Raw genomic sequence first — 21004 nt, 5'->3', positions numbered from 1 at the left:
CGATGGATCTCTCTGAACCGAAACTGCCTCCTCAAAACCTGGAAGCCGAGCAATCGGTGCTAGGCGCCATTCTGCTCGATAATGGGGCTCTCGCCAAGGCGATGGAGCTGTTGAGCGAAGAAGATTTCTATCGGACCGCGCACCGGAAGATCTACCGTGCGATGCTCGAGCTATCCGAGATCGGCGAGGTGATCGACCACATCACCCTGACCGAGCGGCTCAAAGCGCGAGGCGAGCTGGAAGCGGTGGGAGGCGCCTCGTACCTGGCAGAACTCGTCCAGGCGGTGCCGAGCGCGGCGAATATCCGCTACCACTGCAAGATCGTGCGGGACAAAGCGCTCCTCCGAGGGTTGATCAGCATGTCCACCGAGGTCATCGCCCGCGGGTACGAGGGCCTGGCCCCGATCGACGAGTTGTTGGAGTTTGCCGAGCAAGCGGTCTTCAGTCTCGCTCAAGGGAAACTCGGTCGCTCCTTCACCCCGATCAATCAGATTATCAAGGACAGTCTCGAACTCGTCGACCGTCTCTCCAAACGGAAAGAGCGGGTTACGGGGGTGCCGACCGGATTTTACGATCTCGATGAGCTGACGGCCGGCCTGCAGGCATCGGATCTCGTCGTGATCGCCGGACGCCCCAGCATGGGCAAGACCAGCCTGGCGCTGGGAATCGCCCAGCATGCCGCCATCCACGCCGGAGCCGTCGTCGGGATTTTCAGCCTGGAAATGTCCAAGCCGCAATTGGTGCTCCGCATGCTCAGCTCAGAAGCCCGCGTGGATTCACACGCGTTGCGAACTGGGAGGCTGCAGAAGGAGGACTGGTGGCGGCTGGCTGAGGCGGCCGGTCGCCTCGAACAGGCGCCGATTTTTATCGACGATACAGGGGCGCTCACGGTTCAACAGATGCGCGGCAAGGCGAGGCGGCTCAAGGCGGAGCGGGGGCTTGACCTGTTGATCGTGGATTATCTCCAGTTGATGCAGGGCCGCAGCGACGCCGAGTCCCGGCAACAGGAGATTTCCGACATTTCCCGATCCTTAAAAGGATTAGCCAAGGAACTCAACATCCCGGTCGTCGCCTTGTCGCAGTTGAGCCGCAACGTCGAAAACCGCAAACCGCCGATTCCGATGTTGGCGGATCTGCGTGAGAGCGGCGCCATCGAGCAGGATGCGGATGTGGTGATTTTCATTTACCGCGAAGAGGTCTACGATCCGAACTCGGAGAAGAAGGGGATCGCGGATATCCTCGTGCGAAAGCACCGCAACGGCCCGATCGGGGACAAGCAACTGTTCTTCCACGACAAGTTCGCGAAGTTTGAAAGCCTCGACATCCGTGAAGCGGTTTGACGCTGGAGGAGGAGCGTCGGTATAATCCGCTTCGACGCGCTCGGCGTCTTTCTGCCGCTTCTGAGATGGTTAGGTGGCAAGCGATGCGATCGGTGGGTTCGATGGCTGGTCCTGCCGTGAGAGGACTGGGACTCAGCGCCTTGATCATGGCGGCGATCCTTTCGAGCATTGCCGCCTGTGCCGCCGCGCCTCGCGCCGACGTCGTGTCGCCTCCCGATGCATCGCCGTCAGGAGTTAAATCGGCTTCCGCCGTCGATGCCCGGTCTTCTTACCATTTCATGCTGGGCTATCAAGCTGAACTGGCGCAGGACACCGACCGTGCGATCCAAGAGTATCAGGCTGCGTTGCGAACCGATCCCGGCTCTCGCTTTCTGAAGGCTCGTTTGGCCACGCTGTTGTTTTCTGCAGGAGATCTTACCTCGGCCGTGCGCTACGCGGACGAAGTGGCCGAGGCCGCGGATCAGGATGCGCAACTGCTGGGACAGATCGCCGGAATTTACGCCGGGGCCGGCCAGGTGGAGAAAGCTCTCGGGCTGTTCGATCGCGCGATCCGGATCGACCCATCCAAAAGCGAATCGTATTTCTCGAGGGGGTTGTTGCTGTTGAATCTGAAGCGCTTCGACGAGGCGGCGCAGAGTATCGAACAGGGCATCAAGATCGCGCCGGACTCACCGGTGGGCTATTACTATCTCGGTCGCGTGGCGATGGAAGCGAAGCAGCCGGACAAGGCGATGGCCAGTTTCGAGCGGGCCATGGCCGTCAATCCAGCCTTCGAGCCCGCGTACATGGCGTTGGCGTCGGCTTATGAGGCTCAGCAGAACCGCGAAAAGGCCATTGCGGTCTATCGCCAATACTTGCAGCTCGTCAACCCCCATGGCAGAGAAATTCGCCAGCATCTGATTCGATTGCATCTCAATGGGAAAGAATACCGAGAGGCGATGGCGGAGTTGGAAAAGGTCCTGGCCGACGATCCCTCCGATTTCGATGCACAACTTCGACTGAGTTTGATTTACGGCGAGTTGAAGGAGTATCCGAAAGCGATCGAACGGTTAACCCAAATTTTGGCCGCCCGTCCAGCTGAGCTAAAGATCCGGGATTACCTGGGATTCCTGTTTGAAGAAACCAAGCAATACGACAAGGCGGTGGAGGCCTATACCGACAATCTCAAGCTGGAGCCGAACTATTTCGACAGTCATCTGCATCTGGGCGTCTTGCTGTATCGACTGAAACGCTTCCCGGACGCCGTGATGCACCTCTCTCAGGCCGTGAAGTTGAATCCCAAACAGCCCGAAGGGTATCTGGTGCTCGGGCTGACCTATTTGCAAACCGAGCAGTACGAGTTAGCCTCGCAAACCTTTGAAGAGGGGATTCGGTATCACCCGACCAATCCGGATCTGCATTTCAATCTTGGGACGGCCTACGACAAGTTGAACCGGTTCGACGATGTCGTCCGTGCCATGGAGACGACGCTGAAGCTCGATCCCAAGCATGCGGACGCGCTGAACTATCTTGGCTACAGTTACGCGGAACGAGGCATCAAGATCGAGGAAGCCGTCGCGTTGACCAAGCAGGCGGTCGCGTTGAAACCGAACAACGGCTATTATGTGGACAGTCTTGGCTGGGCGTTCTTCAAGATGGGGTTGATCAACGAGGCGCTCGCCGAGATCAAGCGGGCGGTCGATCTGGTCGGCGACGACCCCGTCATTTTTGAACACTTGGGCGAAATCTACCTCAAGCAAGATCTGATTGCGGAAGCTCGGGAAGCCTGGCTGCACGCGCTGGAGCTGGATCCCTCCAACGTCAAATTGATCGAGCGCTTTCGCGAACGTGGGATGGGGGATCCGACCCAAGAAGAACGCATCCGCCAAGCCCAACGAAGGGTTTCAGAGAACAAGTCCCTCCAACACGCGACGCCGTGACCGGAGAGGTCCGTGCGCGCGCACGGATCGGTCCCGCTGCTTTTTGCGCCGGGAACAAGGATCCCCCTTGTAGATAACGGCGTGTAAGGCACTGGTTTCGACTCGCCGCAGTCTTACCTCGCGGTCCCCTCGCGGCAAAATCAGCCGCGAGGGGTCAGCCATTCGGATACAGCCTGTATCTGTTTTGATTCAGCTCGATTTCATCATCTAGCCCCCAATCCCCTTTCCCCAACATCCGGCTCTTTAGGGATGCTGTCCATATTTCTTTTCTCCTGCCATTTTTTGGTCATTCCACGCGCTAAACAAGCTTTCCATCCTGAAAGCCTGAAAAATGACCACCGTGTGGAATTTCAAAAAAACCTTTCCTTTCAACAAATTCTCGGTAGGCTTGGTGCATGAATGCTCCTGGCATGGTCTCTGCTCAGAGTGAATCGCCGCTGGCCGATGAGATGATGGGCGCAGAGATGAGGCAATCCGCTCGGCGACAACAGGGCTTTACCTTGATCGAGCTGATGATCGTGGTCGCGGTGCTGAGCATCGTGGCAGCGCTCGCGATTCCGAATTACCTCCGGTATCAAATGCAGACCAGACAGAGTGAAGCCAAGGCGAACTTAGCGGGAATTTTCATGGCAGAGAGTGCGCATTTCGGTGAGCAGTCGATGTTCGGCACGTTTGCTCAGATCGGCTTTGGACTCGCCGGATCCGTCAATCGGTATGCGTATCGGGTGGGTGCAGGAACCACGGCGGGAAGCGATCTGGTGCTTCCGCTAATGGGGGTCGACCCAGGACCCAATACCATTGTGCCGTCCGGCCTGACGGGTCAGCCGGCTCCAGGATTTACCGCCACCGCTACCGCGAATTTGGACGCGGATTCAACCATCGACATGTGGCATGTCAACGATCTGAAACAAGGGTTACAAATTGCCGATCTCAGTGACGTGAATTGAGGAAAGGAAGAGGACACGGGAAGGGGCACGGTACGAGAAAAACCATAAGTGGATGAAAGAATGAATGAAACGGTGAAGATGTTGAGACAGGGTGAATAGTCCAGAGCCAACACCAGCTGGCACAGAAAGTGCTGGGACTTTTTAGACAGCTCAGGAAACTTGAACTCCTGGAAGAAGACAGCGCGGCTGGCGTGTCGGTTGACTCAATCAAACAAGGGAGGAGAACAATGTTCAAACTATTACGAAGTCAAAAAGGCTTTACCTTGATCGAATTGATGATCGTGGTGGCCATCATCGGCATCCTCGCGGCCATCGCGATCCCCAACTTCCTAAAGTACCAGGCGAAGTCCCGGCAGTCGGAAGCGAAAACCAATCTAGGGGCAATTTTTGTTGCGGAGAGTGCCTTCTTCGGAGAACGGTCGTTCTTTGGAGCCTTCAACGAAATTGGTTGGACGCTGACGGGTACATCGAATCGTTATACCTATGTAGGGCCAGCCGCTGGCGGAAACGTGGGTGTCAACACTAGCGCTGGCGCGACTCAAGGAGTGGACATCTGTTATAGCAACGCCGGTTGTGCTACTACAGGAGGAACGTTAGTTGTGTATAACGCGGGAAGTACTGGCGCTCCGGCTGCAGCAACGAACACGGGCGGATCATATGGTTTTACTGCCACTGCTGCGGCCAATCTCGACAATGATGCCGATGTTGATTCTTGGCACGTCAACGACATCAAGCAAAATCTCCAAGTACCTGACGTGAATGATGTGTAGTGAAGTAGGATTATCTCGATCCCTATTGGGGTGAAACGCGGGGTGGGGACAGCCCACCCCGCTCGCTTTTTCCTTTCCTCGCTTGAGCCCCACCCTCTGCCAAGGGTCCTGTCTCGCTTAATGGGTTTCAGAGGTCATGGGACCAGAGGCCGGGTTAACCCTGCGCTGGACTACTTGAAGATGCTGCGGTTTGGCTTACCTCTCTGGCTTCTCCTGCTCTGCAGTCTTTTGGTCTTTGCGCCGTTGATCGAAGGTGGCACAACTCATGTGGCCGCCATGATCATTCGGCTGATCGTGCTCTTGCTTGCGACCGCTGTTCTCGTCGAGGGCCTTCGCCGGGGCCAGTTTGTGTGGCCAGGTGGCCGAGTGGGAGTGCCCATCTTAGGCTTTCTCGGTCTAGCCGCTGCGTCCACGATCCTGTCAGCGTATCCAGCCCAGAGCCGGCAGTGGCTGATCGTGCTCGGTACCCATGCAGTATTGCTCTATTTAATTGTGTTTTTTTTGCATCGATGGAATCATGTGCTCATCCTGCTTGGCTCCCTCGCCGTCATGGGGTGGCTGGAAGCCGGGTTGGCGCTTGTTCAAGGCTTATGGTTCGGGAAGCTCAGGCCGACGGGGACGTTTTTCAACCCGAATTTCCTGGCCGGCTATCTGGCAGCCATTCTCTCGACGCTGCTCGGCATTGTGGCCTTTAGTTGGAGCAGGCAGCAATTGTGTCGGGGGCTTGCTCCGAGGTTCGCGACGCTGGTTCGCGATCGCTGGAGAGCCCTTTGTTGCTATGAGCCAGAACAGAAGTACACCGGTGCTTCCGGTCCGGTGGCACAACGAGCCGGCGCGTCCAATGGTCGGCCGCAGCACTCTTCAGCGGGCATGGTCGGTGTCACAGTTCTGCTGTGCGGCATGATGGTTGCGGCGTTGATCTGGACTGGTTCTCGCGGCGGCATGGTAGCCCTGTTGGCTGGCGCGGGAACGGTCTGTGCGCTGCGCTGGGGAAGGCGAGGCCTATACGCCATCGCGGCGATCGTGGTGATCGTGATGCTCCTGCCGACTCCCTGGCGGAACCGCGTGTTCGCTGAGCACCAACAGAACCCGGTGGCCTATGCGCGACTCCAGATGTGGCAACAAGCGGCTCGCATGATGATGGAGCATCCCTTCGGGGTGGGGCTTGGGCTGTATCAGTATGCCGCGCCTCGCTATGCCTTCCCTGTGGAGCAGCAGGTTGCCCGGTATGCCCAAGTCGCTCGGACGCCGCATAGTGAGATCGCGCAGATCGGAGCCGAGCTCGGGGTGCTCGGACTGGTGCTCTTTGGGTGGGGAATCATAGAAGTGGCACGCCGAGCCCGGGCAGCTCTTTGCCTTCGCCTTAAACGATGGCAACGAGGTCTGATCGTGGGAGTTATCGGGGCGATGGCGAGTATTCTCGTCCATGCGGCTGTGGATTCGAATTTACACGAGCCCCCGATCGCGATCCTGCTGGTTCTGTCGGTAGCCGTGATCCTGGTAGCACCGCGATTGGCGTACAAGAACGTTCGCCCTGAGCCGGCGCTTATAGTTCGGCGCCCATGGCTGTGGAGATGGGCGGGCAGCGGCGCTCTCATCGTGCTGGCGTCCATTGTCGTGATGCTGGGAACGGCGTGGTTATTCTATGAAGCGGGTGGACGGGCGCTGGATCGAGGAGACCTTGGGCAAGCGATGGCGCACTTTCGCCGAGCTGCGGAGCTCGACCCGGGGAAGGCGCTCTATCACAGGGCCCTCGGTGCCGTGTCCTTTCGCGTCTTTCAACACACACAGGATGCAACAGCCTTGGAAACGTCGCTTGCCGAAGTGAGGAAAGCGACCGTCTGTAACCCGCTCGATGGACGGTTGTGGGCGATTTTCGGTGAAATGGCGGTGGCAATCGCTTCGCGCAATAAATGGGTCCGCACGCTGGAAGACAAACGGTCATGGTTTCTCGCTGCGAGGGATGCGTACGAGGAGGCACTTCGCCTGATGCCCTATGCCGTGTTCGAGCGGTTGGCTCTGGGACAGGTCTTGTGGGCTTTGGGCGAGAACGCAGCGGCCGAGCGGCTGATCCGCGAGGCGGTAGAGCTTGAACCAAATTTTTTACCCGGCCGGGCTTGGCTTGTCCGGCTGTATCTGAGCCGTCAAGACGAGCACCAGAAAGCCAAAGACGAATACCAAGAGATTGTGGATCGGCAGAGGCGATACCTGCTCTCGGGGTTGGCCCCTGTCGAGCGCAGGTATCTAGAGGTTGATATGACGACGCTGACCGACGCGTTGCAACGGGCGGGGATCAAGCTGTCATGACAGGATCGAATACGCGGTCCCTCGGGCAGACCCTAGCGATGATCGGCCTCTTTGTCGGCCTTGGTGCCATGGCGACGAGTCTTCTTATGACCATGGAGCAGCAGCGGCCGGCAACCGCCCGGGCCGCCGAGTTGTCGTATCTGCCGAGAGGCGACTATCTCAAGGTGGCCGTGTTGGGCTATCGACAGATCGCGGCCGACCTCATTTGGCTCAAGGCCATCCAACATTTTGGCGGACGGGATGCCACCCAGGCTGATTATCACTGGGCGTACCATGCAGCCGACGTTTTGACGGATCTCGATCCTCAATTCGTCATGGCTTATCAGGCGACGGGTACGGTTCTGGGCGTGTGGGCTGGGTTGGTGCAGGAGAGCATCGCGCTCTTGAAGAAAGGCCACGTGCACAATCCGGATGTGTGGCAACTGCCGTTCACGATCGGCTACGACTATTTCTATGAGCTCTGCGATCCGGCGAACGCTGCGATCTATTTCCGCCAAGCGTCCCTCCTGCCCGGCGCACCGGAGTACCTGCCGCGATTGGCGGCGCGGATGACGGTTGAAAGCGGCGATCCGGACGCAGCCCTCGAATTCCTCCAGCGGTTCTCTCAGCAGACCAATGACGAACGGATGCGTGAAGCGCTGGCGCAGCGGATGAACGAAGTCCTCGCCGAGCGGGACATCCGGTTTTTGGAAGAAGCCGTGCGCCGCTACCAACAACGCTACCACAAGCTGCCGAAGGCGCTGACCGATCTGGTCGCTGGCAACATTATTGACCGCGTGCCGCAGGATCCTTTTGGCAACATGTATCAGTGGAATGCAGCGAACGGGACTATCACCTGTTCTGGCCTGAAGGAACGCTTGCGCGTACACCGGCATATGGGGTGCGGGTCTTCCTCGCGAGGCACGACCAAGCCTGCGCCCCCTCTTCGGTCGGCCATGACGGGATGAGTACCAGCCGGTCGTAGTGCGCTCGTTCGTTGGGGGGGGACCCGATGGATGTGATTCTGATCGATGGATTGACCAAGGTGTATAAGCCCAATTGGCCCTGGCAAAAGCCGGTGAAGGGGCTGGATGGCTTATCGCTTTCGGTTAGCCGCGGTGAGATCTATGGGTTCCTGGGCCCGAACGGCGCGGGCAAGACGACGACCTTGAAAATCCTTATGGGGCTCATGCGGCCGACGAGCGGGACCGCCGAGTTGCTCGGTCAACCCGCCGGCGACATCCACACCCGCCGGAGAATCGGCTTCCTGCCCGAGGCGCCTTATTTCTATGACTATCTGACGGCGGAAGAGTTTCTCGGCTTTTACGGGTGTCTCGCCGGGCTGGACCGGAGCACGCTGGCTCGCCGCATCACGGAGTTGCTTGATCTGATGGGATTGACCGAGGCCCGGACTCGGCAGCTTCGAACATTTTCGAAGGGGATGTTGCAGCGGATCGGATTGGCCCAGGCCCTCATCCACGATCCCGAGCTGGTCATTCTGGACGAGCCGATGTCTGGCTTGGACCCGATTGGGCGGAAACAGGTTCGCGACCTGATTCTGAACTTACGGGAACAAGGCAAGACCGTGTTTTTCAGTACGCACATTATTCCCGACGTCGAGATGATCTGTGATCGAGTCGGCATCGTCGTCAAAGGTCGGTTGCTCGCCAGCGGGCGGGTGGATGAGTTGGTCAGCCGGCACGCCGGTCCGGTGGAAATCGTGTGTGACGGACTTTTGCCCGAACGCGTTGCCGAGATCGTGCCAAAAGCCGCCAAAGTGCTCTGGCGAGGCTCTCAGTGCATGATCGTGTTGCCGAATTCCGATCTGGTGGACGGCGCCGTGGAAAACATCCGGAGGCATGGAGGGCGATTGATCTCCGTCACGCCGCAGAAAGGCTCGCTGGAAGAACTATTTGTGGCGCAGTCCGAAGACCGCCCCCTAGCTTGAGCAGGAATACTGGTTCGCTGATGACATCCATCCTGGTCATTGCGCTTAACTCCTTTCGCGAGACATTACGCGACAAGATTCTGTACAACCTGCTGATTTTCGCCGTGCTGCTTATCGGTGCGTCGGTCTTGCTCGGTGAGCTCACCATTGCCGAACACAAAAAAGTTGTGACCGATATGGGCCTGGCCGCGATCAATCTGATTGGCATTCTCATCGCGGTGTTTGTCGGGATCGGGCTGGTCAGCAAGGAAATCGAACGGCGCACCGTCTATACCATCATGGCTCGACCCATCAGCCGGACTCAATTTCTCTTGGGCAAGTATGCCGGGTTGGTGCTGACCTTGTCGGTCAACGTGCTGATTATGATGGCTGTATTCAGTGTGACGCTTCTTCTGAGCGGAGCACTCGTGCATATCGCTCTGTTCCAGGCGGTCGCGCTGATCTTTGTGGAGTTGCTGGTGGTGACGGCCGTGGCGCTTTTGTTTTCCACGTTCAGTTCGGCCACGTTGAGCGCGATTCTCACACTGGCCATCTACGTGATTGGTCATTTAACCGCTGATCTCAGAGGTATTGCCGCAAAAACCGAAAGTGTTGTCCTCAAGTGGCTGACGGAGGGGCTGTACTACGTGTTCCCCAATTTGGAGATGTTGAATGTGAAGGGACAGGGGGCGTGGGGAATTTCGATCCCGTTATCGTATCAGGTGGTGGCATCGACGTATGGAATACTATACGCGGCTTTACTCCTTATGGTGGCCTGTGTCGTCTTCCAGAGAAGAGATTTTTGATGACTGTCCAGCCGATTGAGTGTTCAGGCTCCTGCGCCGATCGGGAAACGCCGCTTTTCGAAAAGGGAGCGCCGAATCGCAGAGAGAGGGCAGGTAGCGAAACGGGTTTGTCAAGTCGTGTTTCCAGGGGAAGGACAATGAAAATCGAAGGCCATCACTTTCTGGTGACCGGGGGCAGTGGATTTATTGGGTCTCATTTGGTCGAGGCGTTGGTCCAGCAAGGTGCTGCACGGATCGTGGTCTTTGACAAGATGATCAACGATCGGAACTTGGCCGGCTTGAGTGCCGCTCGCGGCGTCGAAATGATCGAAGGCGATCTGCTTCAGCGCGACAAATTAGCTGATGCACTCAGAGGAATGCATGGTGTGTTTCATTTGGCGGTTCTCCCGCTCGGGGCCTGCGAAAAAGATCCTCGGCTTGCGTTCGAGGTCAATATCCGCGGCACGTTCAACGTGATTGAAGGTTCGATCCGACGAGGTGTGAAGAGGCTGGTCTATTCTTCGGCTTCGTCGGTATACGGGGATACCTTGGAAGTGATGGATGAGCATCATCCGTTCAATCCATGGACGATGTACGGAGTCAGCAAGCTGTGTGGCGAATTTCTCTTTCGGCCGTTCCGCTCGAAGTTGCCTTATGTGATTCTGCGATACATGAACGTCTATGGCCCCCGGCAAGGGGGAGGACTCATTCCGGCCGTGCTCACGAAAATTCGAGCTGGCGAACCGCCTGTGATCAACGGGGACGGATCCGCTTCCTTTGACTTCGTACACGTGCGCGATGTGGTTCACTGCAATCTCCTCGCAATGGCCAGCGAAATAGAGGCTGAAGCCTTCAATGTCGGTAGTGGAACCACGGCGACCGTGCAAGATGTCGTGAACCAGTTGCTTCAATTAACCGGGTCTTCTCTGCAACCTGTATACCGACGGGATATCGACGTTCCGATGATGCGGCGAGTGGGGAGTAGCGAAAAGGCAAGGCGACTGTTGGGTTATCGGGCGTCCATAGCCCTAAACGAAGGATTGGCAGAACTCGTGAAAGGACGCTGAGAGCATGTGCGGCATCGCCGGCATTTACAACTTGAGCGAGCGGCCAATCGAGCCGTTTGCGATTACGAAGCTCTGTGATGCCCAGTTCCATCGCGGGCCCGACGATGTCGGGTACGTACTGTTGTATCCGGTGGGTCGGTCCAGAGGACCGAGATGGTGTGAACTCACCAACGCGGATCGCTTTCGCTCTCTGCCCGATCCCCACGCAAACTGGTTGGGCAGCGGATCTGATCAGGCCGGACCGCCGCGCCGATTACCTGCTTTTCGGCTGGCCCTCGGCCACCGTCGGTTAGCGATTCTTGATCCGTCGATCGCCGGGCACCAGCCCATGGCCAACGAGACGCGCACTGTGTGGATCACGTATAACGGCGAGATCTACAACTACGTCGAGCTCAAAAAAGAACTGGTTGGACTGGGCTACCGGTTTTTGTCCGGTACGGATACGGAAGTTATCCTGCACCTGTATGAAGCATTCGGGCCGGCTTGTGTCGAGCGTCTCAACGGAATGTTTGCGTTTGCCATCTGGGATGACCGGGCAGAGACGCTGTGGCTGGTTCGAGACCGTTTTGGAATCAAGCCAATCTACTATACCGAAGTCGACGGGACGTTTGCCTTTGCATCGGAAGTGAAGGCGCTGTTGGCGCTTGAGGCAGTTCGTCGGGAAGTGAATGTCCCAGCCCTGGTGGATTACTTCACTTTCCAGAACACGTTTGGAGAAGAAACCCTGTTTAAAGGGATTCGTTTACTCGAACCCGGTCAGACGCTCACGGTCAGACGTGGTGGAGTCGAACGGCGGCGCTATTGGGATATCTGTTTCGAACCTGATAACAGCCTGCGGGAAGGACAGTGTATAGAACGGTTGCGATTTCTGCTGGAGGATACGATCAGGCGACAACTTATCAGCGACGTTCCGGTGGGAGCCTATTTGAGCGGGGGAATGGATTCGGGATCGATCACAGCGCTGGCGGCTTCCAGTATCACCAGGCTCATGACCTTTACGGGTGGTTTTGATCTCACGAACGTGTCGGGATTTGAAGCCGGATTCGATGAACGGAAAGATGCCGAAGCGTTGTCTGCTCTATTTGGCACGGAACACTATCAGATGGTCTTTCACGCCGGGGATTTAGAATGGGCGTTGCCGCGGGTCATCTGGGCCATCGAGGATCTTCGCGTAGGCATGTGCTATCCCTACTATTACACGGCCCGGCTCGCCAGTCGTTTTGTGAAAGTGGTGCTCGCCGGGACAGGAGGCGACGAAATCTTTGCTGGGTATCCCTGGCGATACAAGGTTGTAGAAGGGACGCGCGATCAGGTCGTCTTTCTCGGTCGTTACTACCGCTATTGGAATCGACTCATCCCCGCGGACCGGCGAGCGGCATTCTTTTCCGCTGAGACATTGGCGGCAGCGCAGCCGCATGATCCGTATGATTCCTTTGCTTCCATATTAAAAGGCCGCGCGGACGATTGGGGCGAGCCTCTTCGGCTGGCACTCTACTTTGAGGCCAAAACGTTTCTACACGGACTTCTCGTGATCGAAGACAAACTGAGTATGGCACACTCGATGGAATCGCGGGTCCCGCTTTTGGATCATGCACTGGTGGATTTTGTGACGAGGCTGCCAACCCGATTTCTGGTCAATTACGAGTGGGATAAGAATCCGGGGAGAGATGAGAATCTTGCCGGGAAGTATCTCTTTCGGCGGGCGATGGAGGGTCTTCTTCCAGATCATATCCTGCTCAAGCGGAAGCAAGGTTTCAGCGCTCCAGACCAATCGTGGTATCAGGGACCGTTGATGAACTACATCAAGGGTGTGTTGCTCGACCGTCGCACACTGGCCAGAGGCTATTTTCGCGAGCAGGCAATTAGGCAAGTTCTGGAGGAACATCTTTCAGGACGGGTCAATCACCGGTTGCTGATCTGGAGCCTATTGAGTTTCGAGTTCTGGAACCGCTTGTTCCTGGACGGGGACAGTTTTCTGGTGGGGTGAGATGGCTGGCATCAGTGAACCCGGGCGCGCGAAATATCCTGTCTCCGGTTGGTTCGCCGGCCGTGCCCGATCGTATTGGCAGGATGTGCTGGCACTTTACCGTCGACGTGAGCTTATCTGGGTGTTGACTGTGGACGAGCTGAAACGCCGGTATGCAGGTTCGCTTCTCGGTTGGGTGTGGGTGGTTCTGAAACCGGTGTTATTGCTGGGCCTTTACGTGTTTCTCTTTGGCATCATCTTTCAGCCGAAAGCCGGAAAGGCTGACGGAACGACGGCTTATCCGTTATTGGTGCTGACCGGACTTGTCCCGTGGCTCATGTTTGCTGAATCGCTGACAGCCTCTGCCTCTGCGATCACGGCCCACACCGGTCTAGCGACCAAGTTGCTATTTCCCATCGAGGTGCTTCCGATTTCCCGGGTTTTGGCGGTCACCATGACCGGACTCATCACGATCGTGCTGCTTCTCGGGCTTCTCAGCATCCTGCATGGTCTCGGGCCAGCAATCGCGCTGCTCCCTCTGATGCTTCTGGCGCAGACCGCTTTCACGCTGGGACTGGCCTGGGGCATTGCGGTGATAAGCGTGCGTGCGCGTGATCTTTCAGAGGCATTGCCCTTTCTTTTGAGTGTCTGGATGTTTTTGTCACCAGTGGTCTATACCAGGGACATGCTGCCGGCGGCATTTGCCGCGCTGCTAGAATGGAATCCGATGACCTATCTGCTCGAAGCGTATCGGGCGATTCTGTTGGAACGGAAGATGCCTCCGGTCGAAACTACATTCCTGTGCTTTTCAATGGCTGCTGCAGTGTTCTTAGGTGGTTTGTTGTTGTTCCGCATGCAGAAGGCACGGCTAATGGACCTCTTATGACGGCGATGATCAAGGCTGAACGGCTGACTAAGATCTATCAACGTTACACAAGCCGATGGGAGCGAATCAAGGCCTTGGCGTCGTTCGGAAAAATATCTTGCGCATCCGAATTCGCGGCTCTGCGTGAAGTGAGCTTTGAGATAGATGCTGGGGACAGTGTTGCTGTGATCGGTAAGAATGGGGCTGGCAAGAGCACGCTGCTCAAGGTGCTCACGGGCCTTTCGCCACCGACGGCGGGTTCTTTGGTGATCAACGGCAAGGTTGGGGCCTTGCTGCAGTTGGGTGCCGGATTCCATCAAGATTATACAGGGGCTGAAAACATCTTCATCGGCGGTTGCCTACTGGGTCTGACGCGCAGCGAGATACGTACCAAGTTCGAGGAGATCGTCGCGTTTGCAGAATTGGGGGAATTCATCCATCAGCCGGTCAAGAGTTACTCAGCTGGAATGCAGGCGCGACTTGCCTTCTCTATCAACACGGCTATTACACCGGAGGTTCTGCTGATCGATGAAGTACTCGCGGTTGGCGACAGCTATTTTGTGAGCAAGTGCATCCGCTATCTCCAAGATCTCATGCGAGGGGGCTGTACGGTCCTGCTTGTCTCGCACGATCTGAGTTTGGTTCGCCAGCTATGCCGGAAGGCGATGTGGCTGCATGACGGTCGCCTGATGCAATATGGGGCTGTGGCTGAAGTCTGCAGTATGTACGAGATGTGGATTCGTGAGGAGGAGAATAAGGAAATCCTGCGACGCAGCAGGCAGTTAAAGCATTTCCGCTCCAACGCTCGTGCAGCAGATCCCGGCGGGCTGCGCTTGGATGCTCCTGGTCCCGATCAGATCCGAATTACCGATGTGCAAGTACTCGACGCGCAAGAGCAGGAACGTGCGTGCTTTCTGATCGGGGATCGGCTAGTTATTAGGCTGCATTACGTCTCGACTATCGAATATATGAATCCAAACGTCGGGATCACGATCGAGCGGGCCGATGGACTGATCGTATGCGCATCCACGTTGCTAGATGATGGCTGTGAGATCGGCCTGATTTGCCCTGGTGCTGGATGGGTAGATGCGATCTATGACCCTCTGTTCCTGGGGCCTGGACTTTATCGGATCACGGTTTCGATCACTCTCTGCGACCCGCTGGCATTGGGAGACACGAATTTTGATCGCCTAAGTCACTGCCGAGAGTTTAAGGTGGAGGCGAGAGGACGTACTTACAATGTCGCAGTTGCGCATCCAGTGAGTTGGAGTCATATCCAAAAAAATCGATGAAATTGACTGTGCTATTGTCCCTACGGCTTCGAGCAAATAATGAGGCTGATAGGACCTGGGATTTTCCACGTGCTTAATCGGCACGCCGTTTCTCCACGAGGCGCGTATCGCGTAACAAGTGCAAGAGATGAGTCTTGTTGACGAAGCACTCGGACTTTGTGGATTCGGAATGCCCCTATGTTTCCTTCCAGGTCTTTCAGTCTGCAGAGGCGGACGCACAAACGATTCGAGGAACGAGCTGAAAGCAAATGTGTGTCCAGGCGTGCGAAAGGATGTTGTCGGAATATCAATCCGGAAGCGTTCTTCTCGGGACGTGGAAGGTGTGCCGTGGCCGTAGCATACCATGCAACAGACATGCGCGATTGATGGAAATAAAGATCCCAAGGGATCAATTTTAGCCGGATTGTTAGCCTGTCCTAGGTGCTTGGGTGATCTGCAAACTCGGCTGGACTCATATTGGTGCCGGTTATGTCAGCGTACATACCCCATCCAGGACGGGATCGCGCGTTTTGTGCTGGAACTGTCGGGTGGTGAACGGCAAGTTCAGCGAAGTTTCAATCTAGAACATGCTAGACATTCTGATTCCCGTTACTTGCATTTCACCCCAGGCTTAGCCCAGCAATGGCTGAATGATATTAAACTGCCTGCCGAATGGTTTAAGGGAAAGACCATCCTCGATGCCGGTTGCGGATCAGGGCGATGGACCTATGCAATGGCCTCCTTAGGAGCCAGGGTCGTGGCAGCTGATTTGACCGAAGCCGGCACGAAAGTCACACAACAGGCGACTGCAGGCTTTGAGAATGTGGCGGTCTTGCAAGCAAATGTCTTTAATCTTCCCTTTAAGCCGGAGAGTTTTGACATGGTTGTCAGTTGGGGCGTGCTGCATCACACTCCAAGTTCGAAAGCCGCTTTTGATCGACTTGCGCCGCTAGTTAAGAGAGGTGGCATTCTCTACGTAATGGTGTATGAAAAACACAATCCGTTGAAGTTTTTTTTGACTGATCTCATTAGGCGGGTTCTGCGAAGACTACCAGAGGACAGGCGGTATCGTGCCTGTCGATGGCTCATCATTCGGAATCGTCTGCTGCACTCCCTGCTTGCCAACCGGATTATTTGTGCGCTGGAGCCGTCTTCGCGCGATCCTCTAGAGATATCAACACTGCAACTAGGTCTTTACGATGCCTATGCCCCGATGTTTAACCACCTTCACTCACGCCGGGAGGTTGAAGCCTGGTTCCGAGAACACGGCTTCGATCAAATCTGTTTAACCAGGCCGGTGCGCTTTTCCTCGAGGAAAGACATCCGACTATACGGTGAGTGTGGTGGATCCATCAACATGAGGGGAGTGCGTTTGTGAGAATCCTCCACATCGGCAACATCGCGAACAATGCCTACAACAACGCAAAGTTCCTTCGCCGGAAAGGTATCGAAGCCGACGTGCTGTCGTACGACTATTTCCACATCATGGGCCAGCCTGAGTGGGAGGATGCTAGGTTCGACCTCGTGCTGGACGAGTTCAATCCGCAATGGGACCAGGTGGATCTCCAGGGATTTCATTGCCCTACCTGGTTCATCCGCGAAGAATTGGCTCCTCGAGTACCTGGGAGACGGAAGCAGTGGTTTCGGGGGCAGTTCCGTCTGGAACATCTAGTCCGTGATCCGGTTCGTTGGATCCAAGTGTTTGTGAAATATCGCTTGTCATGCATCAACGGGGGTGACAGATACAGCCCGAGGTTGGGCGATTTCTTCAAGATCTATCCGTTCAGAAAGTGGTTCCAGCAGTGGTTTCGTCACTACGACCTGATTCAAGCCTACGCCACCGAACCGATTCATGCCATGCTTTTCGCGCCGGATCGCCCGTTCATCGCCTATGAGCACGGAACCATGAGGGACATTCCCTTCGAGAACAGCACGACTGGTCGCCTGCTGGCCTTGGCCTACCGAAAGGCCGGAAAGGTGATCATCACCAACCCCGATGTCATCGGATCGGCGCGGCGCCTGGAATTGAAGAATTTTCAGTTTATCCCTCACCCTGTCGATGAAACCAAGTATCGCCCCAAGCCCACTTTGCTGCGACACCAGTTGGTCGATCAGTATCAGACCAACCTAATTCTGTTCGCTCCTTCACGGCACGACTGGGTATTGAAGGGCAACGACAGGCTGATCCGAGCGTTCGCTCAGCTCCGCAAGGAAACGTCCTCGAGGCCAATTCTTATCCTGTGTGAATGGGGGCAGGAGTTGGACCGTTCCCGCACGTTAATCAGGGAGCTCGGCCTTGAAAAGGCCGTGGTTTGGACTCCTCCTCTGAACAAAATGAAGTTGATCGAATACTACAATGCTGCAGACATAGTGCTGGATCAGTTTACGATCGGCACCTTCGGGACCGTCACGCCCGAGGCCATGTCATGTGGTAAGCCTGTGGTGCTCCACTTCGACCGAACCGTCCATGAGTGGTGTTATGCCGAGATGCCGCCTGTCCTCAGCGCAAAAGAAGAAAAGGAAATCTTCGGATGGATGGTAGAACTTGGTGGAAGTCCACAAGCGCGTGCGCAAATCGGACAGGCCTCGCGCGAATGGATCGAGAAACATCACGGGTGGGAGCTTGTGGCTGATCGGCAGATCGAGATTTATCGTGAATTGCTGGGAAAATGAGCAAAGGGATCAAGAGTATCCTCAAGGTGGGCGGAGAAACTGCGATCTTGCCGCTGTTCTTGTTCCTAGTGTTGGCTGTCTGCCTGCCACTCCTCACGGTTCGGCGCTTGTGGTTTAGGCCGCGGGCGAAGCCGCGCGTTATTTGGGGTCCCACACCGATCATCAATATCAGCACGAACGCAGCCGCGGACCGGTTGTACGGCTATCGCAGCGACACCCTGGTCTACCGTCCCTATTACATTACACAAGACTTCACCTATAACCTGGAACGATGGTGGCGATATCCATGGCTGGCGCTGTTTATTCCGTGGGCGGTGTTTCTCTGGGCAGTGATGCGTTACGACATTTTTCAACTGTACTTTGACGGAGGCTTTCTCAACCGCACGCTCGGGAGGCGGCTCGAACTGCCACTGCTCAAGTTATTGGGGAAAAAAATAGTGGTTTCGGCTTACGGGGCAGACGTGCGGACGGAGCGAATCACACGGTCTCTGGGACCGTACAATTGCTGTATGGATTGCCCTCAACGCCTCACCTTCTGTATTTGCGACGAGGAACGAGCGGAGCGCAATCAGAAGCATGTCAGCCGCTACGCCGACGTCACGCTTTCCATGGGAGATATGGTTGAATACACACCGGGCAGCCGGAACGACATGTTCTATTGGGCCATCGATCTGAAGAAATGGCCGTTCGTCGGTGTCTCGTTGTCCAGCTGTCCGATCAAAGTGGTCCATGCGCCTAATCATCCCCAGTTTAAAGGCACGCGCTTTTTGCAACGGGCGATTGCAGAACTGCAGGCTGAAGGATATGCGGTTGAGTTAGTCATGGTGACCGGTGTGAGTAACGACCAAGCCCGCGATCTCTATGTCCAGGCGGATATTGTAGCCGATCAGTTCATTATCGGTTGGTACGGGAATTTCGCGGTCGAGGCGATGGCGTTGGGCAAGCCGGTCATCGCGTATGTGCGGAAGCCTGAACAGTACTTGCCACGAGGCGTCGACTGCCCGATCGTCAATGCCGCACCCGACACGCTGAAAGCGGCCTTGACTTGCCTGCTGACGGATGCGCAACTGCGCTTCGAAATCGGGGTCAGGGGCCGGCGTTACGTCGAAGAAGTCCATGCCCTTGAACGAGTGGGAGCTCGGATGGACAGCCTTTATCGAAACTTGTGGTCTGGACCCAATCGGGAGACCGGCCACTCATGTAGCGGGGAGATGCGCGTTCTATGAACATTCTGGTGACCGGAGCGACTGGTTTTGTCGGGGCTTGGCTTGTCAGGCGGTTAATGACCGAGCACGAGGTGTTCTGTTTGACAAGAAACAGCGACATCCTCCCACAGCATGCCCGTGTACATGTCATCCAACAGGATTTGACTGTTCCGCTCAACCAGGCTCGTTTGCCGGGCACGATGGACGTCATCGTTCATCTCGCCCAATCCCGTCAATTCCGAAAATTCCCCGATCAAGCGCTTGACATCTTCCAGGTGAATACCGACTCCACCTTGCAATTGTTGGAATACGGTCGACGGGCGGGGATCAAAACGTTCGTATTGGCCTCTTCCGGTGGGGTGTGCGGATATCAGCCAAAGCCAATCCTCGAGACCGATCCGCCAGAAATCATCAATTTCTATCTTGCATCCAAGTACTCGGCGGAATGTTTAGTGAAGGCCTATGCCGACTACTTCTCCACCGTTACGCTCCGATATTTCTTCGTCTATGGTGAAGGCCAGCGCAACATGTTCATGCCGTCTTTGGTAGAGCGGGTGCTGCAAGGCACGCCGGTGGTCGTTGCCGGAAAGACCGGCGTCTCGATGAACCCCGTTCATGTCGCCGATGCGGTAGAGGCTACGGCGCGCGCCATCCAGATTGAAGGCCAGGAAACGATCAACGTTGCGGGGCCTGAGGTGACGACGGTCTTCGACCTGGCTGAGTCGATCGGGCGATTGACTGGAAAGAAGCCTGAGTATCAGTTTGAACCTGAAAAAGGGCCGATGGCCATGGTGGCCAATATCGAGAAGATGAAGCTCAAGCTCGGTGTGATGCCGAAAGTCTCGCTACAGGAAGGTCTCGGCCGGCTGATCCTCGATATGACAGGAAAACGGTAACGTGCCTCCAATGCGAGTGCTGCACTGCCCGACTGATACAGGGGGCCATGCTTGGGGGCTATCCCGCGCGGAACGAAGACACGGGATCGAAAGCGACGTGATGGTGCGCCGTTCGAGCCGTCAGTGGTTCCCCGCCGATATAAACCTCCGGCTGAGGGAGGGAAGCCTTGCATCGCAACTCTTCCGAGTTACGGACTTTGTGGCGCGAGCGATCAGACGGTATGACGTCTTCCATTTCAACTGGGGTATGTCGATCCTGGATCACCGTTTCTGGAACATCAATTATCTGGAGTTGCCGCTGTTGAAACGGCTGGGCAAGCGAATCGTGGTCACGTTTCAGGGGTGTGATGCCCGCATGAAGACCGAGAGCCGACGGCGCTTCAGTACGTCCGCATGCGCGGAATGCGATGTTGCCTGGTGTACTGAACGGCTGGATCGCATCCGCCGTCGGCGCGCACAGAAGGTGTTTCGCTACGCTGACCAGATTTTTGTCCTGAACCCAGACTTGTTGCATTTCTTGCCCGGCGGAGACTTTCTCCCTTATGCGAGCGTGAATCCGGCCGAATGGACGCCGGACGGAGGTCCCTACACAAGGCGATCGTCGGGTCCGATCCGAATCCTTCATATGCCTACGAACCGAAGCATCAAGGGAACTCGTTACGTGGAACAAGCGTGTGCCGATCTGACGGTGCGCGGGGTTCCAGTGGAATTGATGGTCGTCGAGGAGGTTCCTCATGCCCGGGTCGGAGAATTGATTCGGCAGTCTGACCTGGTCGTGGATCAGTTGCTGATCGGGTGGTATGGCGCATTCGCAGTCGAGGCGATGGCGCTCAAGAAACCGGTGCTGTGCTACCTTCGAGAGGACGATGCCAAACGGTTCGTTCCGTTCGGTGACCGGATTCCGATTGTCCGAACAACGAAAGAGACCCTAGCCGACGATCTTGCCCGGTTGTTGAAGGACATGGCTTCATGGGACGCGATCGGCGTTGCCGGGCGACGTTTCGTCGAAGAATGGCATGATCCGCTTCGTATCGCGCACCGGACGATTTCAGCGTATGAGGGAAACCGTTAGGCGTAGCTCACTTGT

The 21004-nt window shown here is 56.3% G+C and carries 17 protein-coding genes; all 17 read left to right on the top strand.

Annotated elements, in window-relative coordinates; genetic code table 11:
• The first annotated feature begins 2 nt into the window (after positions 1-2).
• The 17 genes from dnaB to ACWHTU_RS14700 all read left to right on the top strand — a co-directional run bounded on the left by dnaB (position 3) and on the right by ACWHTU_RS14700 (position 20989).
• Complete coding sequence (dnaB, locus tag ACWHTU_RS14780; protein WP_447860150.1) at positions 3-1340, top strand: replicative DNA helicase; 1338 nt, start codon at positions 3-5, stop codon at positions 1338-1340.
• Positions 1341-1423: 83 nt separating this feature from the next.
• On the top strand, positions 1424-3259 hold the full coding sequence (locus tag ACWHTU_RS14775) for a tetratricopeptide repeat protein (RefSeq protein WP_447860148.1): 1836 nt from the start codon (positions 1424-1426) through the stop codon (positions 3257-3259).
• Positions 3260-3654: 395 nt separating this feature from the next.
• The gene (locus ACWHTU_RS14770; RefSeq protein WP_447860147.1) at positions 3655-4206 is read left to right on the top strand and encodes a type IV pilin protein; all 552 of its coding nucleotides are present in this window, start codon (positions 3655-3657) and stop codon (positions 4204-4206) included.
• 227 nt (positions 4207-4433) lie between these two features.
• Complete coding sequence (locus ACWHTU_RS14765; RefSeq protein ID WP_447860146.1) at positions 4434-4976, top strand: type IV pilin protein; 543 nt, start codon at positions 4434-4436, stop codon at positions 4974-4976.
• 180 nt (positions 4977-5156) lie between these two features.
• Entirely contained in the window at positions 5157-7283 is a 2127-nt protein-coding gene (locus ACWHTU_RS14760; protein WP_447860145.1) for an O-antigen ligase family protein, read from the top strand.
• Positions 7280-8230, top strand: a complete 951-nt coding sequence (locus ACWHTU_RS14755) for a hypothetical protein (protein ID WP_447860144.1) — start codon at positions 7280-7282, stop codon at positions 8228-8230. Before ACWHTU_RS14760 ends, ACWHTU_RS14755 begins: the two co-directional genes overlap by 4 nt.
• Before the next feature lie 44 nt (positions 8231-8274).
• Positions 8275-9210 carry an ABC transporter ATP-binding protein gene (locus ACWHTU_RS14750; RefSeq protein WP_447860143.1) on the top strand — a complete coding sequence of 312 codons (936 nt, stop codon included), beginning with the start codon at positions 8275-8277 and terminating at the stop codon, positions 9208-9210.
• A gap of 20 nt (positions 9211-9230) precedes the next feature.
• Positions 9231-9995: an ABC transporter permease gene (locus ACWHTU_RS14745; RefSeq protein WP_447860142.1), complete on the top strand. Its 765-nt coding sequence runs from the start codon at positions 9231-9233 to the stop codon at positions 9993-9995.
• Positions 9881-11041, top strand: coding sequence for an NAD-dependent epimerase/dehydratase family protein (locus ACWHTU_RS14740; protein ID WP_447860141.1), 1161 nt, complete (start codon positions 9881-9883; stop codon positions 11039-11041). Before ACWHTU_RS14745 ends, ACWHTU_RS14740 begins: the two co-directional genes overlap by 115 nt.
• Before the next feature lie 4 nt (positions 11042-11045).
• Entirely contained in the window at positions 11046-13028 is a 1983-nt protein-coding gene (gene asnB / locus ACWHTU_RS14735; protein WP_447860140.1) for an asparagine synthase (glutamine-hydrolyzing), read from the top strand.
• Position 13029: 1 nt separating this feature from the next.
• Positions 13030-13893 carry an ABC transporter permease gene (locus tag ACWHTU_RS14730; protein ID WP_447860139.1) on the top strand — a complete coding sequence of 288 codons (864 nt, stop codon included), beginning with the start codon at positions 13030-13032 and terminating at the stop codon, positions 13891-13893.
• Entirely contained in the window at positions 13890-15164 is a 1275-nt protein-coding gene (locus ACWHTU_RS14725; RefSeq protein ID WP_447860138.1) for an ABC transporter ATP-binding protein, read from the top strand. Before ACWHTU_RS14730 ends, ACWHTU_RS14725 begins: the two co-directional genes overlap by 4 nt.
• 511 nt (positions 15165-15675) lie before the next feature.
• Complete coding sequence (locus ACWHTU_RS14720; RefSeq protein ID WP_447860137.1) at positions 15676-16521, top strand: class I SAM-dependent methyltransferase; 846 nt, start codon at positions 15676-15678, stop codon at positions 16519-16521.
• Positions 16518-17816: a glycosyltransferase family 4 protein gene (locus tag ACWHTU_RS14715; protein WP_447860136.1), complete on the top strand. Its 1299-nt coding sequence runs from the start codon at positions 16518-16520 to the stop codon at positions 17814-17816. The genes ACWHTU_RS14720 and ACWHTU_RS14715 overlap by 4 nt, the downstream gene beginning before the upstream one ends.
• Positions 17813-19042 carry a hypothetical protein gene (locus ACWHTU_RS14710; RefSeq protein ID WP_447860135.1) on the top strand — a complete coding sequence of 410 codons (1230 nt, stop codon included), beginning with the start codon at positions 17813-17815 and terminating at the stop codon, positions 19040-19042. Before ACWHTU_RS14715 ends, ACWHTU_RS14710 begins: the two co-directional genes overlap by 4 nt.
• On the top strand, positions 19039-19917 hold the full coding sequence (locus ACWHTU_RS14705) for an NAD-dependent epimerase/dehydratase family protein (protein WP_447860134.1): 879 nt from the start codon (positions 19039-19041) through the stop codon (positions 19915-19917). The genes ACWHTU_RS14710 and ACWHTU_RS14705 overlap by 4 nt, the downstream gene beginning before the upstream one ends.
• Positions 19918-20116: 199 nt before the next feature.
• Positions 20117-20989, top strand: a complete 873-nt coding sequence (locus ACWHTU_RS14700; RefSeq protein WP_447860133.1) for a glycosyltransferase — start codon at positions 20117-20119, stop codon at positions 20987-20989.
• Positions 20990-21004 lie beyond the last annotated feature (15 nt).

The organism is Nitrospira calida, assembly GCF_976986435.1.
This window is presented reverse-complemented; position numbering and strand designations above follow the sequence as displayed.